At 61.9% G+C, this 16,844-nt stretch carries 14 protein-coding genes and 3 pseudogenes; 9 read left to right on the top strand and 8 right to left on the bottom strand.

What is annotated here, in order from left to right; translation table 11 throughout:
* Nucleotides 1-969: 969 nt before the first annotated feature.
* The 5 genes and pseudogenes from HAP48_RS06080 to HAP48_RS06060 form a co-directional block, all read left to right on the top strand.
* A pseudogene (locus HAP48_RS06080) lies at nucleotides 970-2,142 on the top strand (ABC transporter transmembrane domain-containing protein); the annotation flags it as partial.
* A gap of 105 nt (nucleotides 2,143-2,247) precedes the next feature.
* The gene (locus tag HAP48_RS49940) at nucleotides 2,248-2,595 is read left to right on the top strand and encodes a transposase (protein WP_029085231.1); all 348 of its coding nucleotides are present in this window, start codon (nucleotides 2,248-2,250) and stop codon (nucleotides 2,593-2,595) included.
* Nucleotides 2,592-2,936 carry an IS66 family insertion sequence element accessory protein TnpB gene (gene tnpB, locus HAP48_RS06070; RefSeq protein WP_165125830.1) on the top strand — a complete coding sequence of 115 codons (345 nt, stop codon included), beginning with the start codon at nucleotides 2,592-2,594 and terminating at the stop codon, nucleotides 2,934-2,936. Before HAP48_RS49940 ends, tnpB (HAP48_RS06070) begins: the two co-directional genes overlap by 4 nt.
* 73 nt (nucleotides 2,937-3,009) lie before the next feature.
* Nucleotides 3,010-4,601 (top strand): annotated as a pseudogene (gene tnpC, locus HAP48_RS06065) (IS66 family transposase).
* 20 nt (nucleotides 4,602-4,621) lie between these two features.
* A pseudogene (locus HAP48_RS06060) lies at nucleotides 4,622-5,305 on the top strand (ABC transporter ATP-binding protein); the annotation flags it as partial.
* A 421-nt stretch (nucleotides 5,306-5,726) separates the two neighbouring features.
* On the opposite strand, the gene HAP48_RS51050 reads toward HAP48_RS06060, so the two are convergent.
* The 8 genes from HAP48_RS51050 to HAP48_RS06020 all read right to left on the bottom strand — a co-directional run bounded on the left by HAP48_RS51050 (nucleotide 5,727) and on the right by HAP48_RS06020 (nucleotide 12,833).
* Nucleotides 5,727-5,861, bottom strand: a complete 135-nt coding sequence (locus tag HAP48_RS51050) for a hypothetical protein (protein ID WP_234583747.1) — start codon at nucleotides 5,859-5,861, stop codon at nucleotides 5,727-5,729.
* Entirely contained in the window at nucleotides 5,858-6,097 is a 240-nt protein-coding gene (locus HAP48_RS06050) for a hypothetical protein (protein WP_029085024.1), read from the bottom strand. The genes HAP48_RS51050 and HAP48_RS06050 overlap by 4 nt, the downstream gene beginning before the upstream one ends.
* Before the next feature lie 536 nt (nucleotides 6,098-6,633).
* The gene (locus HAP48_RS06045; protein WP_166214464.1) at nucleotides 6,634-7,047 is read right to left on the bottom strand and encodes a preATP grasp domain-containing protein; all 414 of its coding nucleotides are present in this window, start codon (nucleotides 7,045-7,047) and stop codon (nucleotides 6,634-6,636) included.
* Nucleotides 7,048-7,233: 186 nt separating this feature from the next.
* A complete protein-coding gene (locus HAP48_RS06040) occupies nucleotides 7,234-7,824 on the bottom strand; it encodes a YecA/YgfB family protein (protein WP_166213761.1) in 591 nt (196 codons plus the stop codon).
* 29 nt (nucleotides 7,825-7,853) lie between these two features.
* Nucleotides 7,854-9,416 carry an IS66 family transposase gene (tnpC, locus tag HAP48_RS06035; protein ID WP_166208694.1) on the bottom strand — a complete coding sequence of 521 codons (1,563 nt, stop codon included), beginning with the start codon at nucleotides 9,414-9,416 and terminating at the stop codon, nucleotides 7,854-7,856.
* Between the two features lie 50 nt (nucleotides 9,417-9,466).
* Nucleotides 9,467-9,820 (bottom strand): IS66 family insertion sequence element accessory protein TnpB, encoded by a 354-nt coding sequence (tnpB, locus tag HAP48_RS06030; protein WP_166208697.1) that lies wholly within the window; start codon nucleotides 9,818-9,820, stop codon nucleotides 9,467-9,469.
* A complete protein-coding gene (gene tnpA / locus HAP48_RS49935) occupies nucleotides 9,817-10,278 on the bottom strand; it encodes an IS66-like element accessory protein TnpA (RefSeq protein ID WP_166208700.1) in 462 nt (153 codons plus the stop codon). Before tnpA (HAP48_RS49935) ends, tnpB (HAP48_RS06030) begins: the two co-directional genes overlap by 4 nt.
* Before the next feature lie 1,430 nt (nucleotides 10,279-11,708).
* On the bottom strand, nucleotides 11,709-12,833 hold the full coding sequence (locus tag HAP48_RS06020) for a M20 family metallopeptidase (RefSeq protein ID WP_029084811.1): 1,125 nt from the start codon (nucleotides 12,831-12,833) through the stop codon (nucleotides 11,709-11,711).
* Nucleotides 12,834-13,302: 469 nt separating this feature from the next.
* On the opposite strand from HAP48_RS06020, the gene HAP48_RS06015 reads away from it, so the two are divergent.
* The 4 genes from HAP48_RS06015 to tnpC (HAP48_RS06000) all read left to right on the top strand — a co-directional run bounded on the left by HAP48_RS06015 (nucleotide 13,303) and on the right by tnpC (HAP48_RS06000) (nucleotide 16,479).
* Nucleotides 13,303-13,716: a hypothetical protein gene (locus HAP48_RS06015; RefSeq protein ID WP_166214466.1), complete on the top strand. Its 414-nt coding sequence runs from the start codon at nucleotides 13,303-13,305 to the stop codon at nucleotides 13,714-13,716.
* Between the two features lie 303 nt (nucleotides 13,717-14,019).
* Nucleotides 14,020-14,415 (top strand): IS66-like element accessory protein TnpA, encoded by a 396-nt coding sequence (tnpA, locus tag HAP48_RS06010; protein ID WP_166202956.1) that lies wholly within the window; start codon nucleotides 14,020-14,022, stop codon nucleotides 14,413-14,415.
* The gene (tnpB, locus tag HAP48_RS06005; RefSeq protein WP_063676425.1) at nucleotides 14,412-14,759 is read left to right on the top strand and encodes an IS66 family insertion sequence element accessory protein TnpB; all 348 of its coding nucleotides are present in this window, start codon (nucleotides 14,412-14,414) and stop codon (nucleotides 14,757-14,759) included. Before tnpA (HAP48_RS06010) ends, tnpB (HAP48_RS06005) begins: the two co-directional genes overlap by 4 nt.
* A 46-nt stretch (nucleotides 14,760-14,805) precedes the next feature.
* Entirely contained in the window at nucleotides 14,806-16,479 is a 1,674-nt protein-coding gene (tnpC, locus tag HAP48_RS06000; protein WP_166205228.1) for an IS66 family transposase, read from the top strand.
* Nucleotides 16,480-16,844: the final 365 nt, after the last annotated feature.

Here is a 16,844-nt window from a genome sequence, read left to right as displayed (position 1 = left end):
CATGGCGCGTACGCGTCACTCAAACGATCGCTCAACCTCGGCACGATGAGCGACCCGCATCACATGGAGCAACGTTTGCGTCATGCCGGGCCGTGTCCAATTGACCACCGCGATGTCGGAAATGCGACACCGCGCAACGCTGATTTGCGGAGTAGCCTGCTTGCTGCTCGCTTTTACGCCGGATCTGCTCAGGTAAACCCGTAAGTGGCACGTCGATTGCCGAGGCGAGGACTGGTGTAGCCAGAGCACTCGCAGCGGGTCTGGTGCTCGGGAGCTCCCATGAATTTCGTGCCTTGACTTGGTCAAAGCGGTGGCATCACGATTCCTTGGGAATGCACAGTCGTAAACATCACAAGCTGAAAGTTGTCGCAGAACTGAGGTGCGGATTTAAGCTTCAGTGAAGGAAGGCAGGATGATTAAGAGGTTTCGTTACCTTGGCGGTCAAAGGAGGGGGCAACGTGGACCGTAGCTCTTATCTGCCGATGACCTCCGGCGAAAATAGCTGACTTGCCGATTGAGCCGATGCGACGGGGCGCCATTCTTATCCACGCATGTGATGCCAGAACATTGCAGTGTTCGCGAGAACAGCATCATATCGAAACATAATGCGGCACTTTTGGCGCCGGAGGTGAGTCCGATGACTGACTACAGGGAATGCAGTGGGCTTGGTGCTTTGCTGTGGCGTTCCATCGGCTTCCTGACAGGATCGGTATGGCCGGCGCGCTGGAGCGATTGGCACAAGTGGAAAGTCAATGCCGAGAATGGAAAGTCTGACAGCGAGCACAATATGGTAAATAACGCCGGGATGCTACGCGCCATGGCAAGGGACGTACAAGTATTCGCTGTGCGTTCTGAGCTCGAGGCGACAACGGCCAAGCCCCTCGGGCATTGCCGTTTCGCCTCGGATCGTCGAGCACTGGGTATATCGCGTCCGCATCGAAAGGCGCGAGCATCACAATCGCGAGTGCCATGATCGTTCGAGATAAGAAGCGAGCCGCCGTGATCAGCGTGGTGCTCCCGTTCGTGTTGGAGCATTGGGTAAGGCAGCCCCTCCGTGTCACGATTATCCTTGTCGGTTTTCTCGGCGCAACGGTGGCCGACCTGTTCATGCCCGTGTACTCCGGGCACCTAGTCGATACGCTGACATTGGGCCCCTCCGACCCTGCGGCGCAACGCGCGGCGACGGTTTCGTTCGGCTGCATCGTCTTGCTCGGCCTGCTATCGGTTATACTGCGACTTGCAGGCTTGCAGGCGATCGTGCCGTTCACGCTTAAGACGATGTCAGATTTTGCGCGCGAGGGCTTCATGCGGACGCAGCGACTCTCGACTGACTGGCACGCCAACTCGTTCGCGGGTTCCACTGTGCGCAAGATCACGCGGGGCATGTGGGCGCTTGATCTGCTCAACAATACGGTGCTGGCCGCATTGTTGCCGTCGCTGGTGGTGCTCGTCGGCTCGATGATCCTGCTGGGGGTGCATTGGTCCGTGCTCGGCGGGGTTGTCGGCTTGGGGGCGTTATTCTATGTGGCTGTCACCATTGGCTTCACGATGATATGCATCGCGCCAGCCGCACGTCTCTCCAATGCGTGGGACACCAAGGTCGGCGGCACGCTGGCCGACGCCGTGGCCTGCAACGCGGTGGTGAAGTCGTTCGGCGCCGAGACGCGCGAGGACATCCGGCTCGACGGCGTCATCAGCCGCTGGCGCCGCCGGGTGCGGCGGACCTGGCTCCGCTACAACCACACCTCGATACGGCGCAGCTCCTGGTGCTGCTGTGCTTCCGCGCCTCGGTGATCGGCGGTGCCATCCTGCTGTGGGCGCATGGCGCCGCCACGCCGGGCGACGTCACCTATGTCTTGACCAGCTACTACATCATTCACGCCTACTTGCGGGATGTCGGCATGCACATCAACGACTTGCAGCGTTCGGTGAACGACATGGAGGAACTGGTGCAGATCCATGGCGAGCCGCTCGGCATTGTCGATGCCGATGATGCGAGGCCGATCGGCATCCAGGGCGGCCGCATCGTGCTCGACGACGTTACCTTCCACTCTGTCGGTCGACATAGATGCGAGCGAGCGTGTCGGCCTGGTCGGACGCTCCGGCTCCGGCAAGACGCCCTTCGTCAGTAAGCGGCAAAGAAACCCCGTCTGGCGGAGTGGTAAGCGATCGGCTATCGGCTGCTGAGTTTGTGAGCCGATGTGAGCTTCTATGTCTGCGCCTAGTTCTGGAACTAGAACCTTCCATATGATCGAAGCGGTCGCCGACCGTCTTGAGGGAGCGCCGCGGCAGCTTCGCCGACGCTGGTCGGACGAGTTCAAGGCGCAAATTGTGACAGAGGCGCTGGAGCCTGGCGCGAGCGTCTCGGCGATCGCCCGCCGGATCGGCATTCACCCGTCGCAGCTGTTCGCTTGGCGCCGTGATGCTCGGGCCGAGCGGCATTATCGCTCGCGGCACTCGAGTTGCGAGGGCGTGGTGGCGTCTGTGGCAGGCACAGTGATTGAGATTGCCATTGGCGAGGTCGTCGTGCGTGCCGGCGTGGACGTCGACGAGGCGCACTTGCAGCGAGTGATCCGGGCGGTGCGTTCGGCATGATTCCCTCGGGCGTGAAGGTGTTCCTCGCCAGCCATCCAGTCGACTTCCGCAAGGGTATCGATGGCCTGGTTGCGCTTGTGCGCGATGCGGGCTCAGATCCGTTCGACGGTGCGCTTTATGTCTTCCGGGCCAAAAGAGCCGACAGAATAAAGATCGTATGGTGGGATGGCTCCGGCGTGTGCCTCTATTTAAAACGTCTCGAAAAGGCGAAGTTCTGCTGGCCGCGGATCGGGCATCATCGGGTGCAGATGAATCCTGCGCAGTTGATGGCACTGGTGGATGGAATGGACTGGAAGCGGGTCCGGACCGTGGCGGTCAAGCCGCCGGAGATTGTTGGGTAAAAGCGCTGCGGCGAAGTGAATCAGTGAGCTGAAAAGGCAAGAGAACCGGGGCAAAATGTGCTTGGTCGGGCCAATGACGCCGCCCGATCTCAACCTCCCGAATGACGTAGAGACGCTGAGAGCCATGGTGCTTGCCCTGGCCGAGAGGGCGGCCCGCGCCGATGCTCTGGAGAGCGAAGTCGCCGATCTCAGGGTGCGCAACGCCGATGCCGATGCGCGTATCGAGCGGCTGACGCAGATCCTGAAGGCCTTCGACCGCGCCCGGTTCGGCCGACGATCGGAAAAGCTCGGCTCTGCGAACGGCGACGATGAACAGCAGGCCTTTGTCTTCGAGGAAATTGAGACCGGCATCGCTGCAATCAAGGCCCAGGTCAGCAAGGGCCGTGAGCAAGCGGATGGCAAGCGTGCACCGCGTCGGCGCAAGGGCTTTGCGCCCCATCTGGAACGGATCGAAACCGTCATTGAGCCGGAAGACCTTGCTGAGCATGCCGGCAAGCAGAAGGTGGTGATCGGCGAGGACGTGTCGGAGCGTCTGGATGTGGAGCCAGCGAAGTTCCGTGTGATCGTCACGCGCCGTCCCAAGTATGCCTTCAAGAACGCGGACGGCGTAATCCAGGCGCCGGCTCCGGCCCATATCATTGAAGGAGGCATTCCGACGGAAGCGCTTCTGGCCCAGATCGCGGTCGCCAAATACGCCGATGGCAGCCGCTCTACCGGCAGGAGGCGATCTACGCGCGCGATCATGTCGAGCTCGACCGCCAGCTGATGGCGCAATGGATGGGCAAGCTCGGCTTCGAGCTCGAGATCATGGCCGACTACATCTTCAGCGAGGTCAAGAAGGCCGAACGGGTCTTTGCCGACGAAACCACCCTGCCGACGCTCGCTCCCGGCTCCGGATCGACGAAAACGGCCTACTTATGGGCCTATGCCAGAGATGACCGCACCTTTGGCCGCAGCGGTCCCCCGATGGTGGCTTATCGCTTCGAAGACAGCCGCTCCGGCGAATGCGCGGTCCGCCATCTCAATGGTTATCGGGGCATCCTGCAAGTGGATGGCTATGCCGCCTATAACAAGTTGGCGCGCGCCGATCGCGGCAATGATGGCATCACATTGGCTGGCTGCTGGTCACACAGCAGACGCAAGTTCTACGAGCTGCATGTTGCAGGAAGCTCGAAAGTGGCAACGACGACGGTCGAGCGGATGGCAAAGCTCTGGCAGGTCGAGAAGACCGTGCGCGGTCAAAGTCCCCACGCACGCGTTGCCGCGCGTCAGCAAGCCTCCGCGGCGGTCGTCGCAGATCTCTTTGATCTCTGGCAGCAGACCTTGCGGCGGATCTCCGGCAAATCAAAACTGGCCGAGGCAATCCGCTATGCCGTCTCGCGCCGTGCCATCTTCGAGCGCTTCCTGACCGACGGCCGCATTGAGCTCGACTCCAACATCGTCGAACGCGCCATCAGGCCACAAACAATTACGAGAAAGAATAGCCTCTTCGCTGGCAGCGACGGCGGCGGACGAACCTGGGCGACCATCGCGACACTGCTGCAGACAGCGAAGATGAACAACGTCGATCCGTTCGCCTGGCTCACCCTCACGCTTCAGCGCATCGCCAACGGCTGGCCGAGCAGCCAGATCGAGGCGCTTATGCCATGGAACCACGCCGCGTGAACGGCCTCAGCTTGCCGCTTACCTTCGTCAAGCTGGTCCAGCGGCTCTACGACGTCTCCGGCGGCAAAATCCTGATCGATGGTCAGGACATCGCCAAGGCGACGCAGCAATCGCTGCGCAGCCAGATCGCGATCGTGCAGCAGGAGCCGATCCTGTTTCACCGCACGCTGGCGGAGAACATCGCCTATGGCCGGCCGGGCGCCGGCTTGGAGGCGATCGAGCAGGCGGCGCGGCTTGCCAATGCGCACGGCTTCATCATGCGGCTGCCGAAGGGGTACGGCACGCTGGTGGGCGAGCGCGGCGTCGAGCTGTCGGGCGGCGAGCGGCAGCGCGTGGCACTGGCGCGCGCCTTCCTGGCGGATGCGCCGATCCTGATTCTGGACGAGGCGACCTCCAGCCTCGATTCGGAGTCTGAGGCGATGATCCAGCCGGCGATGGAGCGGCTGATGAAGGGCCGCACCTCGATCGTGATCGCGCACCGGCTGTCGACCGTGCGCAGCATGGATCGCATCCTGGTGTTCGATCGCGGCGAGCTCGTCGAGCAGGGCACGCATGAGATGCTTACCGCGCGCCCGGGCGGCATCTACCGTGGCCTGTTCGAACGTCAGGCGCCCGAGTTCGTTCGGAGGCCCGCGCGCGCCAAGTCCCAATCCAAAGTTACGCAATCTGAAGAGGTCGGTCTAACGGGAGGGCGGGCCGGCTGATGGTTCGACATGCAGGCTGCCCTGTGAACGACAGTGAATGAAGTCAGACTGGCCGATCATTGGCTCACTGAGCTTGCGTTTCGAAGACGCGAGCATGGGTACTCGCGTAGGGACGTTTGGATGAAGCGATCGGCTTTGCCGATGTTGTTGATCTTTATGCGCAGCCTTGGATTCAGCGACGACGTCGCCGAGGAAGCCGATGGCGCTCTCTCCTTCTCGCCGGGTCGGATCTGAGAGAAGAAGGCCGGGCGCGATGCTTCGTTGATCAGGACGCGGACGAACTTGTGATCCGCGCTGCGGCTTCCAGCTTCCAGCGATCGCCGGTGATATGGTGGCCAGGCCCGGCGATTCTATTGCGTTTGTTGATATCGGATCGCCCGGGTGCTCGCGAAGCAGGTCCAAATTAGGATGAATGGCTGGTTTAGGAGATGCCGTTGTAATCTCGATCAAACATCGTCAATAAGTGGTGCTGCAGATTGTGGACCGTGGGCCTATCGCGTGCAATCACGATGCATTCCACCGTGCCTGCCTCTTGATCGGCAGCGAGCGGGATCACGCCTTGTTTGCTTGTGCCGTCGAACAGAACTCCGTCCTTGAGAAACGATCACACGCCGCCTGGAGAGAACTTGATCGCACGTTTCTCACGGATAGAATGACGTAGCACTTCAAATACTCGGCGCCCAGCAACCGGACCGCAATGCTGTGTAACACCGAGCCTCCGCCCCAGCGGCCGTTCGTCTCATTGAACAGCAACCGCCCGCCACTCGCGAGAATGGCGTCGATATTGATCATCCCGCGGTACCCCAGAGTGCGCGCAAGATCCACAAATCGATAAGAGTGTGCTTGGGCGGCCAAACATTGCTCAGCTCAGGTCGCTTGGAAGCTCCAGCCCTGTCCAGATGAGAGCCCGCTCAGACGGATCTTTGCTTCGGCGTAGACGTATATTCCCGCTGTTGACGAAAACGATTGAACCATCCTCCGCGATCTCGTACTCGAGAAAGAACAGAGACTGAGCTGGGTGGTAAGATTCCACGACCAGAGTCTTACATGACGCTGTTGTGATCTCGGACCAGAGTGCGTCGGGATCAAACGACGCCAAGAAATCCGCTGCGTATCTCTTGCCCCAGGTAGTGGACTGCTCTCCTCGCCGGTCAAGATGACATTTCCAACCCCACCGGCTCCATTGTCCAACTTAACAATTACGCTGCCGGTCTCAGAGCTCAGGGAGGTGACCGCTCTGAATAGTTCGTCTGGGTTCGTCGTGACGCGTCCGTTAGGCAACAGAAGGCCAACACTCGTCGCCAATTGTCGGAAGTGACTCTTGCGATTCAATAGATCAGGACCGCGCTGCAGAGCGAAGTCATCTCCCGGTTGCGCGACACAGAGCACATCCGCCAAGCGTGCAACACCTTCACTGAAGTAGCAGGGATAGATTCTCCAAGACGATTTCTGACGAATATGGAGTTGCTGATTCGCTTTACGAGCGCTTCGGACAGCAGAGTGCAATCATCAAGGACCGGTGCTTTGCGAGCGCCTCCAGGCACAAGCTGCGACAGGCTCGAGGCGTCGATATTGAGCGTCGCGCCGATGAAGGATAGCAGATCGGCTGGGATAGCTACCGGGGAAACTATGAGGTCTCCCTCCTGAGTAAACCACGCTGAACGGCAAGCCGAGTTGGCGGCGAGCGAAAGTTGAGCTGCTGTCAGATCAGCGCCCGACATTTGAGCCGTACCGGCATTCATGATTAGGATCCGAGGCACCAACGTTCTTCCGGCCGGAGATGGTCAGTTCTTCTTGCGGTCATGGACTTAAAAACCATCTAATCTGCCTCGCGGCGTCTAATGTCACCGGTGCGATCAAACAACTGGATAGAGCCACGCACGTCGCTTGTTGATCGTAACCGGTATGAGCTCCCACGTCTGCGGAGATCAGCGGGCGCGTGGGTAGCGGATCGGCATCCAATATTGGCGCATGGCCTCGACGACCGCTGGAATATCGGCGTAGGCGTTACGCAGAAAGTCGGCAGTCTCGCGGCCGCTTCGGGGGGATCCGAGCATCGGCTGCCCCTGATCGTCGCGACAGTGCAACAGAATGGGCAGAAGCAGGCCGTGATTGACATTGCTGGTGTCCAGCATCGGCGCCCACGCCGACAGCCTGAGCCGCATCGCGGCATGGAAACCCTGGCACCAGGGACGCGGATCGACGTCGCCATTGGGGTTGCGCCGGTGTATCGGCTCGAACCGATCGGGGGCAGTCGAGAGGGTGTTGCTGATGTCGTTGTGGCGCAGCGCAACGGCGGAGATCGCGGCGAACTCCGGCGTGCCGCCATGGTTGAACGCGTCGGCATCGATCGCGAGCAGCGGGCAGATCCAATCGAGCGGGCTCATCGAGACCGGTCCGGCTACGATCGCGGCAGCATAGCCGTCGAGCATGGGAATGCTAGTGGCGGCAGGATGGCGATCGATGCGAGCCTGGAGCCATCGCTCGAGGTCCGCAAGCGGCATCGCGGCTGACGGCATCGACGATGCTGCTTTATGGCGACGTGGGCTCATGCCGCTGCCTGCGGTGTGCGCCGGCGCGCCGCCTTCCAGTTCCAGGCGAGCAGCTCGTGCAGCTGATGGCTCTTGGTTCGCCCGGACACGATGCGCTCCAGCACATCGGCCAGGTAGGCCTGCGGGTCGAGCTCATGGAGTTTTGCCGTGTTCACGAGCGACGCCAGGATCGCCCGGCTCTCGGCGCCGCCTTCGCTGCCGCTGAACAATGAGTTGCGTCTTCCCATCGCAATCGGGCGCATGGAACGCTCGACTGTGTTGCTGTCAACCTCGACACGGCCGTCGCGGAGAAACAGCGTCAACCCGTCCCAGTGATTGAGTGCGTAGTTGATGGCCTCCGCCAGCTTCGATTGGGAGAAGAGCTGGCCGACCATTGTGGTCAGGCGCGTCCTGAGCGCCTCCATCAATGGAGCGGACCTGGTGCGGCGGGTGGCCAGCCGCTGCTCGGCATTGCTGCCGCGGATCTCTGCTTCGATGGCATAGACCGCCTGCAGGCGCTCGATCACTTCGCGAGCGAACGGCGACTGGGTCGTCTTATACACGTCGACGAATTTGCGTCGGGCGTGGGCGAGACAAAAGGCGAGCTGGATCGCGTCGCCATGATCGCGGGCGAGCGCTTTGTAGGCCGCATAACCGTCGACCTGCAGAATGCCGGAAAAGCCCGTCAACTGTCTGGCGATCTCCGCCGTGCCGCGGCCGTCGGCGAACACGTAGGCCACCGCCGGCGGCGAGGGGCCGCCCCATGGCCGGTCATCCATCGCATGCGCCAAGAACTGGCAGATGCGCGGGCGATGTCGTCCGGGATCGAGCACCGGCATCGGCGTCTCGTCGCAGAACAGGCGCGGCGCAGCCTGGATGGTGCGCAGCTGGAGCTCATAGAGGCTCCTGAGCCACCAGGCCGCTCGCTTCACCCAGCCGGCGAGCGTCGCCCGGTCGAGATGGACACCCTGGCCGGCCAGAATTTGCACCTGTCGGTAAAGCGGCAGATACCAGGCGAACTTCGAGACTACCACGTGGCTCACGAGTGCCGTCGAGGCCATGCCGCTCTCGATTAGGCGCGGCAGCACCTTCGCCTGGATCACACCATCGGTGCAGCGGCGGCAGCCGTACTTGGGACGGACCGTCCGCAACACCCGCAGGATCGCCGGGATGATGTCCAGCACCTCGCTGACGTCCTCGCCGATCTTGTGAAGCTGGCCCTGACAACACGGGCATGCGGTCGCCTCCGGCTCCAGCACCTGCTCGCAGCGCGGCAGGTGCTTGGGCAGCGCGCCGATGTTGCGGCGCGCCTTCTTCCGCAGTGGTTTGCCGGGCGGCTTTGCCGCGGCTGCATCGTCGTTGGCAGCTGCAGGCGGCGTGACGCCGGTCTCAAGGTCGCCAAGCTCAAGTGCGAGCTGCTCGGCCACGAGCGCGGCAAGCCGCTCCGAGCGCTTCCCGAAGATCATGTCCTTGAACGTCTGCATTGCTACGCGCAGCTTCTCGTTCTCAGCGTCAAGCGCGAGCACCATCTCGGTCAGAGCTGCTGGATCGGCCGGAAGAGCGTCGGGGCGAATCGCCATGATCAGACGATACATCCGTGTGACCCACGCTCCAGCGAAATCCTCACTTCTCAGCCGACAATGACCGGCTGCTTCACAGGCTTGGGCGACACACGCGTCCACTCGAGGCCGTCGAGTAGCATCGCAAGCTGCGTCGCACTGAGATGCACAACGCCGTCGCGGATCGGTGGCCAGGTGAAACGCCCCTGGTGCAACCACTTCGTTACCAACACCATGCCGCTGCCGTCCCACGCCAGAAGCTTCACTCTGTCCATGCGCTTGCTGCGGAACACGAAGACGTCGCCGCAATATGGGTTCGCGCGCAGTGCTTCGCTCACCAGCGCCGACAGCGTATGCACCGACTTACGAAAGTCGACCGGCTGGGCCGCCAGCACCACCTTGAGGTCTGACCGTAGCGCAATCACCGGATCCCTCGAAGCGCCGATAGCACCATCGAAAGCGTCGCCAGCTCCACGCCCGGCTCGACGCGGATGCGCGCCCCGTTCACCTCGATCTCGACCGCTCCACAGACCTTGGCCGGCGGCGCGGCAATCTCCAAGGGCTTCATCTTACCCGGCGAAATACACTCGGACTCGCCAGCCCTCCCGCCATCGCTCTCGGCGCCAATTTGGATAGGCACGAAGTTCTGGGCTTTGCCGGCCATCGCCGCCGCTACCTGGCGTCGCCACACCGTGAGCAGTCCGCGGGAAACACCATTGCGCCGCGCCACCTCGGAGATGTTCGTCCCCTCCTCAAAGCTCTCCGCCGCGATCCGGGCCTTCTCCTCGCGCGTCCACCGTCGCCGCCGGCGCTCCCCAGTGATCACCTCAACGCGGCGATAAGAGTCACCTTCCTGCCTGGCATCAAGCATGGCATTTGCCATCGCTTCACCTCCACCCATCAGCTCATCCCAGGCTGTATCCCAAGCGAACCGCGCCATGACGAGGTGGAGGCCTCATGCCGGTTACTGTTGATCGGCTCATTAATTTGCAGACGAGGTGCATCTCTGTGTGGTTCGGTCAGCGCATGCGCGTGTCCCGATGCAGTTCAGTGGGAGGTCGGAAACGTCTAACCCTCGATGACATGCTTCGCGTGGCCTTTGCGGGTATGATCATACGGACTCAGCAGGACAACGCTATTCTCGATGGTTGTCATGGAGTGGGAACAATGGATATTGCCTGAGAGATCTCAGGCACGCGATCACCTGCTCGGTTCTGCTCGACAGCGCTCGCGTGCATCTGGCGGTGGTGATAGGCGCACCACGATGACGGTTTCCTGCCCGGTCTTTGGTATACGGGCTCGCCGCACATAAAGGCCGCTCTAGGGTCTTCATCTTTGAAGCCGATAATGGCCCGGCATTGGCCTTCAATGTGGTCGACTAACAGAACCTTTTTTACGTCATCGGGCTCGTTCAACTTGCTGCTCCTGAATGCCAGGCTATCTCTTCTGATGTCGCGCCGGTTACGCCGAGCGAGGCGTTGCAACGCAAGAGCTTTGCAGGTCGCCGTAGTCGCGCGCTTGCGCGCTGGGACCGCCCAAAAGCGCTGTAAGCGGTCGAGAAGCTGGCTCGCCGCTTTGATTGTCTTTGAAGCGAGGTCTAAGTTGATCTTCTCTGACCTCGGCCACTCTGCGGTGATGCGGCTTAGGACAGCTGAACGGTATCGCTGTGGGATGGCAGCCCCTTCACAACCGCCTGCTCGCCGCGGCGCCGCGATCAACACGCAACGCATAGACATCTCGAGCGGTCGGCTGTCGCGGACCAGGATCTCGCCCAAGCATTGCGGCGTGGCTATGCCCATGTGAGACATTCGAAATCCTTCACAGTCCGGACGGCAGCTGAAGACTCGTGCCTTCCTAAGATTGTACAATTTAACGCTACGTCCGGTTCAAGTCCTCTTGGCAGCCTGTATGCACGTGCCTAAGCGCCAAGGTCTGCTCGCAAAACGCCGCGTACAGTGTTGTTGCTGACTCATTCTGTGTCTCGATGTGCGTCACAATGCCACCCCAGTTGACAACAAGGTTCGGGCGGACGAGCCCCGGCCGGAAAGGTTCGTGCCTGCGCGGCAGCTACCCGCTCTAGTCGCAGTCAATTTCGCGGCCGGACATCCGGCCGTGCGGTAGTCATGAAAATTCAGTCGGATGGGCACCGAAGCCTCAGTGCCCAATGCGAGATCCGGATGGTGTTCGATCAGGTCGGCCTGACAGGAAGGGATTTATGTGACCCATTGCGCCATTTCGAGGCGTGCGGCGCGAATATCGGAGCGCGTCCCCGATCCGGCGTACGCCGCGGTCGCGGCCGGCGGCTGGTCGAAATTATTGCAGTGTCTGATAGAGGCGATAGAGGAGTCGGGCGCGCGGCTCAATCGAGGAGATGTAGAGTTGCTCGCAATGGGTATGCGCGCCCTTGCCGTCGACGCCGAGGCCGTCGAGAGTCGCGGTATGCGGCGCTGTGAAATTGCCGTCGGAGCCGCCGCCGGTGAAGACATCGAGCAGCTCGAAGCCGAGTTCGGCGGCAAGCTCCCTGGCGTGTTCGTAAAGTGCTGCGCCGGCGTTGCTCTTCTCGTAGGGCGGACGGTTCAGTTCGCCGGTCACCTTCACGGTGACGCCCTCGGTGCGCGCGGTGATTCCGAGGATCTTCGGCACCAGCTCGTCGGCGTCGGCGATGGTCGGCACGCGCAGATCGACTTCCGCATAGGCCTCCTCGGCGATCACGTTCGGCTTGGTGCCGCCGCGGACGACGCCGACATTGACGGTGATGCCGCGCTTGAGATCGTTCATCGCCTCCAGCGCCAGGATCACATGGCCGAGTTCCCGGATCGCGCTGCGGCCGTGCTCGGGGCGCGTGCCGGCATGCGCCGGTGCGCCCTTGATATGCAAGTCGAAGCGCGCGACGCCCTTGCGTCCGGTGACGATCTTGCCGCCGTCGCGCGCGGGCTCGGTCACCAGCACATATTTGGCCTTGCGGCCCTCGGCCTCGATCAGCGCCCGCGAGGTCGGGCTGCCGATCTCCTCGTCCGATGAGTAGAGATGGGTGATGCCGAGCGGCGGGCGCGCATCATCGGCGCAGATCCGCCGGAAGGCATCATACGCAAGATACGCGCCGCCCTTCATGTCGTAGATGCCGGGACCGAACGCGCTGTCGCCGTCGATCCGGAACGGCAGGCGCTCGATGAAGCCCATCGGGTGTACGGTATCGAGATGGCTCAGCACCAGGACGCCCGGTGCCTCCTGGCCCCAGGACGAGCGTGCGATCAGGTGATCCCCTCGGCCGTCGCGTCCCGCGACACGTTCCACAGTTGCCGGCAAGTCGCCATAGCCTGCGGCGACGAGGTCGACGAGCATGTTGACCTGATCCGGCCGCTCCGTTGGAGACTCGATCTCAACCCAACGTCGGATACCCTCGAGGATTGTCGTTGCTCCAAACGGATTGCTGGACATCGCCTGACGCCTGTGAACTCGCCTCTCATCGCTCATACAAGATCAGGATAAGATCCACGGTAATCCTATCATGATCTCGCGCGAAGATCTTAAGATGCGCAATTGTTGTGCGGCACCTGTGCCTTCTGAAGCCTGGTCTTGCCGCGGCAATGATGCTACGCGGCTATCGACAGTAACTGAGCTACCAGGGCTGGTAGGTGTCGGCGCAATTGTAGAGCTCAGGAGCGCGCCCTGGTATGGGCCGTCCTCGCATTGCTGACCTGCCTTCTGTTGCGCAAAATGCCTGACCACGACATCAATCCAGGAACGTTGCCGTGCCGCTCCCTGGCACGGCTTGGCTTCGGCGGGAGCGCAGAATGCACCTGTGGAGCCGGCCGCCCGCCTTCCTCTTTCAAGTGCACGTATTCGATGCGCTGCTCGTGATCTTATTCCGGCAGGATGTGCTTGCCGGTGACCGGAGAAGCCGTGAGTGCCGGCTCGCACGCGCGCGTGCCGTGATAGCGCAGCGCTCTACAACACCCTGAGAGACAATCTTGTCGATCTTTGCTCGTTCCACGAGGTAGCTGCACGTGCTTTGGTGTCTGGGCCGCACGCATTCCTGCGTATGGCCGCGCGCATCGAAGAGGCGGAGGCACCCTCCCGCTCCGGCCGGGAGGGTTTGCCCGAGGCCTCGCTGTTCCCCGGCTGCTCGGTTCAGCACATCGGGCTTTGTGAAGGCAAATGTCCCGAAAATGCGCGGGTTCGCTTTTTGTCTGTTGACAGCTCTTGTTTGCAGCAGCGTTCGGTCGACGGCCGTGTTGGTGATGTCGGGCGTGCCGGCTTCGTCAATTCGCAGCGATTTGGCAAAGACCGAGCAGTGGAGGAGATGTCCGGCAATGCGTGACGGCAACTCACTTCCGAACGAGGGAGCCGGTGCGTCATGGAACGCGTGATCCACAATGCGCAGGTGACAAGGCATCGGCGGCATCGACTTCACCTAGTCGGCCGGCGGCAGCAACCGTGGTTGTCCGGTATTGCACTCTCAATGAACCCAGGCGCTGCATGACGGGCAGCTTTTACCGACGTATGAATCGATCCGAGAAATCCCGTGTGCAGCTTGCTTTCGATCTTGTCGAGAGCAGCTTTGGCGTATCCGTCCGAGGGCGGCCGTCTTGCGAGTTTTTCCGATCTGTAGCTGACTGTCCTTATGGACGGACATAAGGACAGTGCGGTGCTGAGCCGCATGGATTTGGTGGAGACCGGTCGGCGGCGACGCTGGACGCGTGCGGAGAAGCTCAGAATCGTAGAGGAGAGCTTCTCGGGGCCACGACTGGTGTCGGCGACGGCTCGCCGGTATGGGATATCACGTCAGCTTCTGCTGAGCTGGCGCAAGGCTTGGACCTGTCATGATCCGGCCGAAGAGGATTCGATCGGCCCGACATTCGTCCCTGCGATAGTTGCGGCAAGTACGCCGCCAACGACGGAAGCTGTCGAGACAGGTCAGATCGAAATCGTGAGCCCTCAGGGGCTGCGCGTGGTCTTCGGCCCCGGTGCGGATATCGAGGCGGTCGTTCGAATTGCTCGGGGCCTGGCGCGCCGATGATCCCGATCCCGACGGGCGTGCGGGTGTGGCTGGCGACGGGCCATACCGACATGCGGTGCGGCTTTCCGAGCCTGGCTCTGCGCGTGCAGGAAGTGCTCAAGCGCGACGCCATGGGCGGCGGTCTTTTCTGCTTCCGGGGCAAACGCGGTGATCTATTGAAGGTCATTTGGCACGATGGCCAGGGCGCCTGCTTGTTCACCAAAAGACTCGAGAGAGGCAGGTTCATCTGGCCATCGGTTGCTGGTGAATCGGTAACGATCTCTCCGGCGCAGTTGAGCTATCTGTTGTCCGGGATCGATTGGCGCAACCCTCAAGAAACCCAGCGTCCGACGCGGGTCGGATAGTCGTTTTACGGTTTGAATCTGCTGCTCGATCTGATTCAATGGCTCCATGATATCGAAGCCGGATGATCTTCCATCGGACCTTGTCAGTGCCCTGGCGGCGCTGCAGGCCGAGCGTGAGGCGCGACAGAAAGCCGAGGCGAAGGCCGCCAACTGGCAGGCGCAAGCCGCGAATGCGCAGGCGAAACTGTCGGATACCGAGGCGCTGATCGCTCATCTCGAGTTGCGCATCGAGAAGCTGAAACGCGAACTGCACGGGCAGCGATCCGAGCGCTCGGCACGGCTGCTCGAGCAGTTGGAGTTGGAGCTCGAAGAACTCGTCACCACGGCGAGCGAGGATGAGCTTGCCGCACAGGCCGCAGCGGCGAAGACGCAGAACGTCCGCCCCTTCATGCGCAAGCGGCCGGTGCGCAAGCCATGGCCTGACGATATCGAACGCGAGCGCGTCGTCATTGAGACTCCAACGACCTGCGCCTGCTGCGGTGGATCGCGGCTGGCGAAGATCGGTGAGGATGTGACCAAGACGCTGGAGGAGATCCCGCGCCGCTTCAAGCTGATCGAGACGGTACGCGAGAAGTTCACCTGCCGCGATTGCGAGAAGATCAGCCAGCCGCCCGCGCCGTTCCATGCCACGCCGCGCGGCTTCATCGGCCCACAATTGCTGGCGACGATCCTGTTCGACAAGTTCGGCATGCATATCCCGCTCAACCGCCAGAGTGCGCGCTTTAAGGCCGAGGGGATCGACCTGCCGTTGTCGACGCTGGCCGACCAGGTCGGCCACGGGACCTTCGCCGTCATGCCGCTCTTCCACTTGATCGAACGCCACGTGCTCGCTGCCGAGCGCCTTCATGGCGACGACACCACCATCCGTATTCTGGCGAAGGGCAAGTGCACGACCGGGCGGATCTGGACTTATGTGCGGGATGACCGGCCGTTCGCCGGGCCTGCGCCGCCGGCAGCGGTCTATTACGCCTCGAGCGACCGACGAGGCGAGCATCCACAGAGACATCTGGCCGCCTTCGCCGGCATCTTGCAGGCGGATTGCTACAGCGGCTTCGAGCCGCTGTTCGACCCGCAGAAGAAGGCGCTGCCGATTACGCCGGCGTTTTGCGTGGCCCATGCGCGGCGGGGCTTCTTCGAGCTGGCTGATATCGAGAAAAATGCTCGGGAAGGCAAGAAAGGCAAACCGGTCTCCCCGATCGCGCTGGAGGCTGTCAGACGCCTCGATACGTTGTTCGAGATCGAGCGCGCCATCAACGGCCGCGGTGCCGGCGAGCGGCGTGCCGCTCGCCAGGAACAGAGTAAGTCACTTCTCGAGGACATGCATGCCTGGCTGCTCCGCGAGCGCGAAACCCTCTCGCGTTCCTCCGAGGTCCTGAAGCCGATTAACTACATGCTCAGGCGCTGGGACGGCTTCGCCCGCTTCCTCGACGACGGCAGGATCTGCTTGACCAACAATTGCGCTGAGCGCGCATTGAGAGGCATCGCCTTGGGAAGGCGCAACTGGACCTTCGCCGGCAGCCAACGCGGCGCCGACCGTGCCGCCATCATGCTGACGATGATCACGACCTGTCGCCTCAACGACGTCGATCCCAAGGCCTGGCTCGCCGACGTCCTGGCCCGTATCGCCGATCATCCCGCATCGCGTCTGCACGAGCTCTTGCCCTGGGAATGGAAGCTCCTGCGCCAGGCCGACAAGCCAGCCAATCAGCAGGCCGCCTGACCTTCACCCTTCACCCAATGCCATCATAGACCTCGCCGTGCCCGCGCGCATGCGTCAATCAGGCGGCCTCCGTCGTATGCGTACGCTTTGGCGGTAGTTGCCATAGCTTCAATAGAATCCCGAACGAGCCTTTTCGCTACGCCCGCCGTTTCGCGGGTCTGCACGAAATGCCGCCCCTGTACGCCGGCAATCCTGTAGGAGTTGTATGTCCCTACCGACGTCACAAGCTTCTTCTGCATGCGTTACGCCGATCGGCCAAAAGAGAATCTGCGCCCTCAGCAGAATCGCCTGGTCCTCGGAAGGGACATCGCTGCCTTTTTGGCAGATCAAGAAGCTCCACCCTGCCGGCCGCCGCGCCCGGATAC

Origin of the sequence: Bradyrhizobium septentrionale (assembly GCF_011516645.4) — a bacterium.
GTDB lineage: Bacteria > Pseudomonadota > Alphaproteobacteria > Rhizobiales > Xanthobacteraceae > Bradyrhizobium > Bradyrhizobium septentrionale.
Note: the sequence above shows the minus strand (reverse complement) of the source record. Positions and strands in the feature narration are given on the sequence as shown.

Coding starts and splice junctions, on each gene's coding strand:
- HAP48_RS06045 (WP_166214464.1), bottom strand. CDS start 7,047: ATGAATGCCGGTACGGCTCAAATGTCGGGCGCTGATCTGACAGCAGCT.
- tnpB (WP_063676425.1), top strand. CDS start 14,412: ATGATCCCGATCCCGACGGGCGTGCGGGTGTGGCTGGCGACGGGCCAT.
- HAP48_RS06020 (WP_029084811.1), bottom strand. CDS start 12,833: ATGTCCAGCAATCCGTTTGGAGCAACGACAATCCTCGAGGGTATCCGA.
- tnpA (WP_166208700.1), bottom strand. CDS start 10,278: ATGGCAAATGCCATGCTTGATGCCAGGCAGGAAGGTGACTCTTATCGC.
- HAP48_RS06050 (WP_029085024.1), bottom strand. CDS start 6,097: ATGATCAATATCGACGCCATTCTCGCGAGTGGCGGGCGGTTGCTGTTC.
- tnpC (WP_166208694.1), bottom strand. CDS start 9,416: ATGGCGATTCGCCCCGACGCTCTTCCGGCCGATCCAGCAGCTCTGACC.
- HAP48_RS06040 (WP_166213761.1), bottom strand. CDS start 7,824: ATGCCGTCAGCCGCGATGCCGCTTGCGGACCTCGAGCGATGGCTCCAG.
- tnpA (WP_166202956.1), top strand. CDS start 14,020: ATGGACGGACATAAGGACAGTGCGGTGCTGAGCCGCATGGATTTGGTG.
- tnpC (WP_166205228.1), top strand. CDS start 14,806: ATGATATCGAAGCCGGATGATCTTCCATCGGACCTTGTCAGTGCCCTG.
- HAP48_RS49940 (WP_029085231.1), top strand. CDS start 2,248: ATGATCGAAGCGGTCGCCGACCGTCTTGAGGGAGCGCCGCGGCAGCTT.
- tnpB (WP_165125830.1), top strand. CDS start 2,592: ATGATTCCCTCGGGCGTGAAGGTGTTCCTCGCCAGCCATCCAGTCGAC.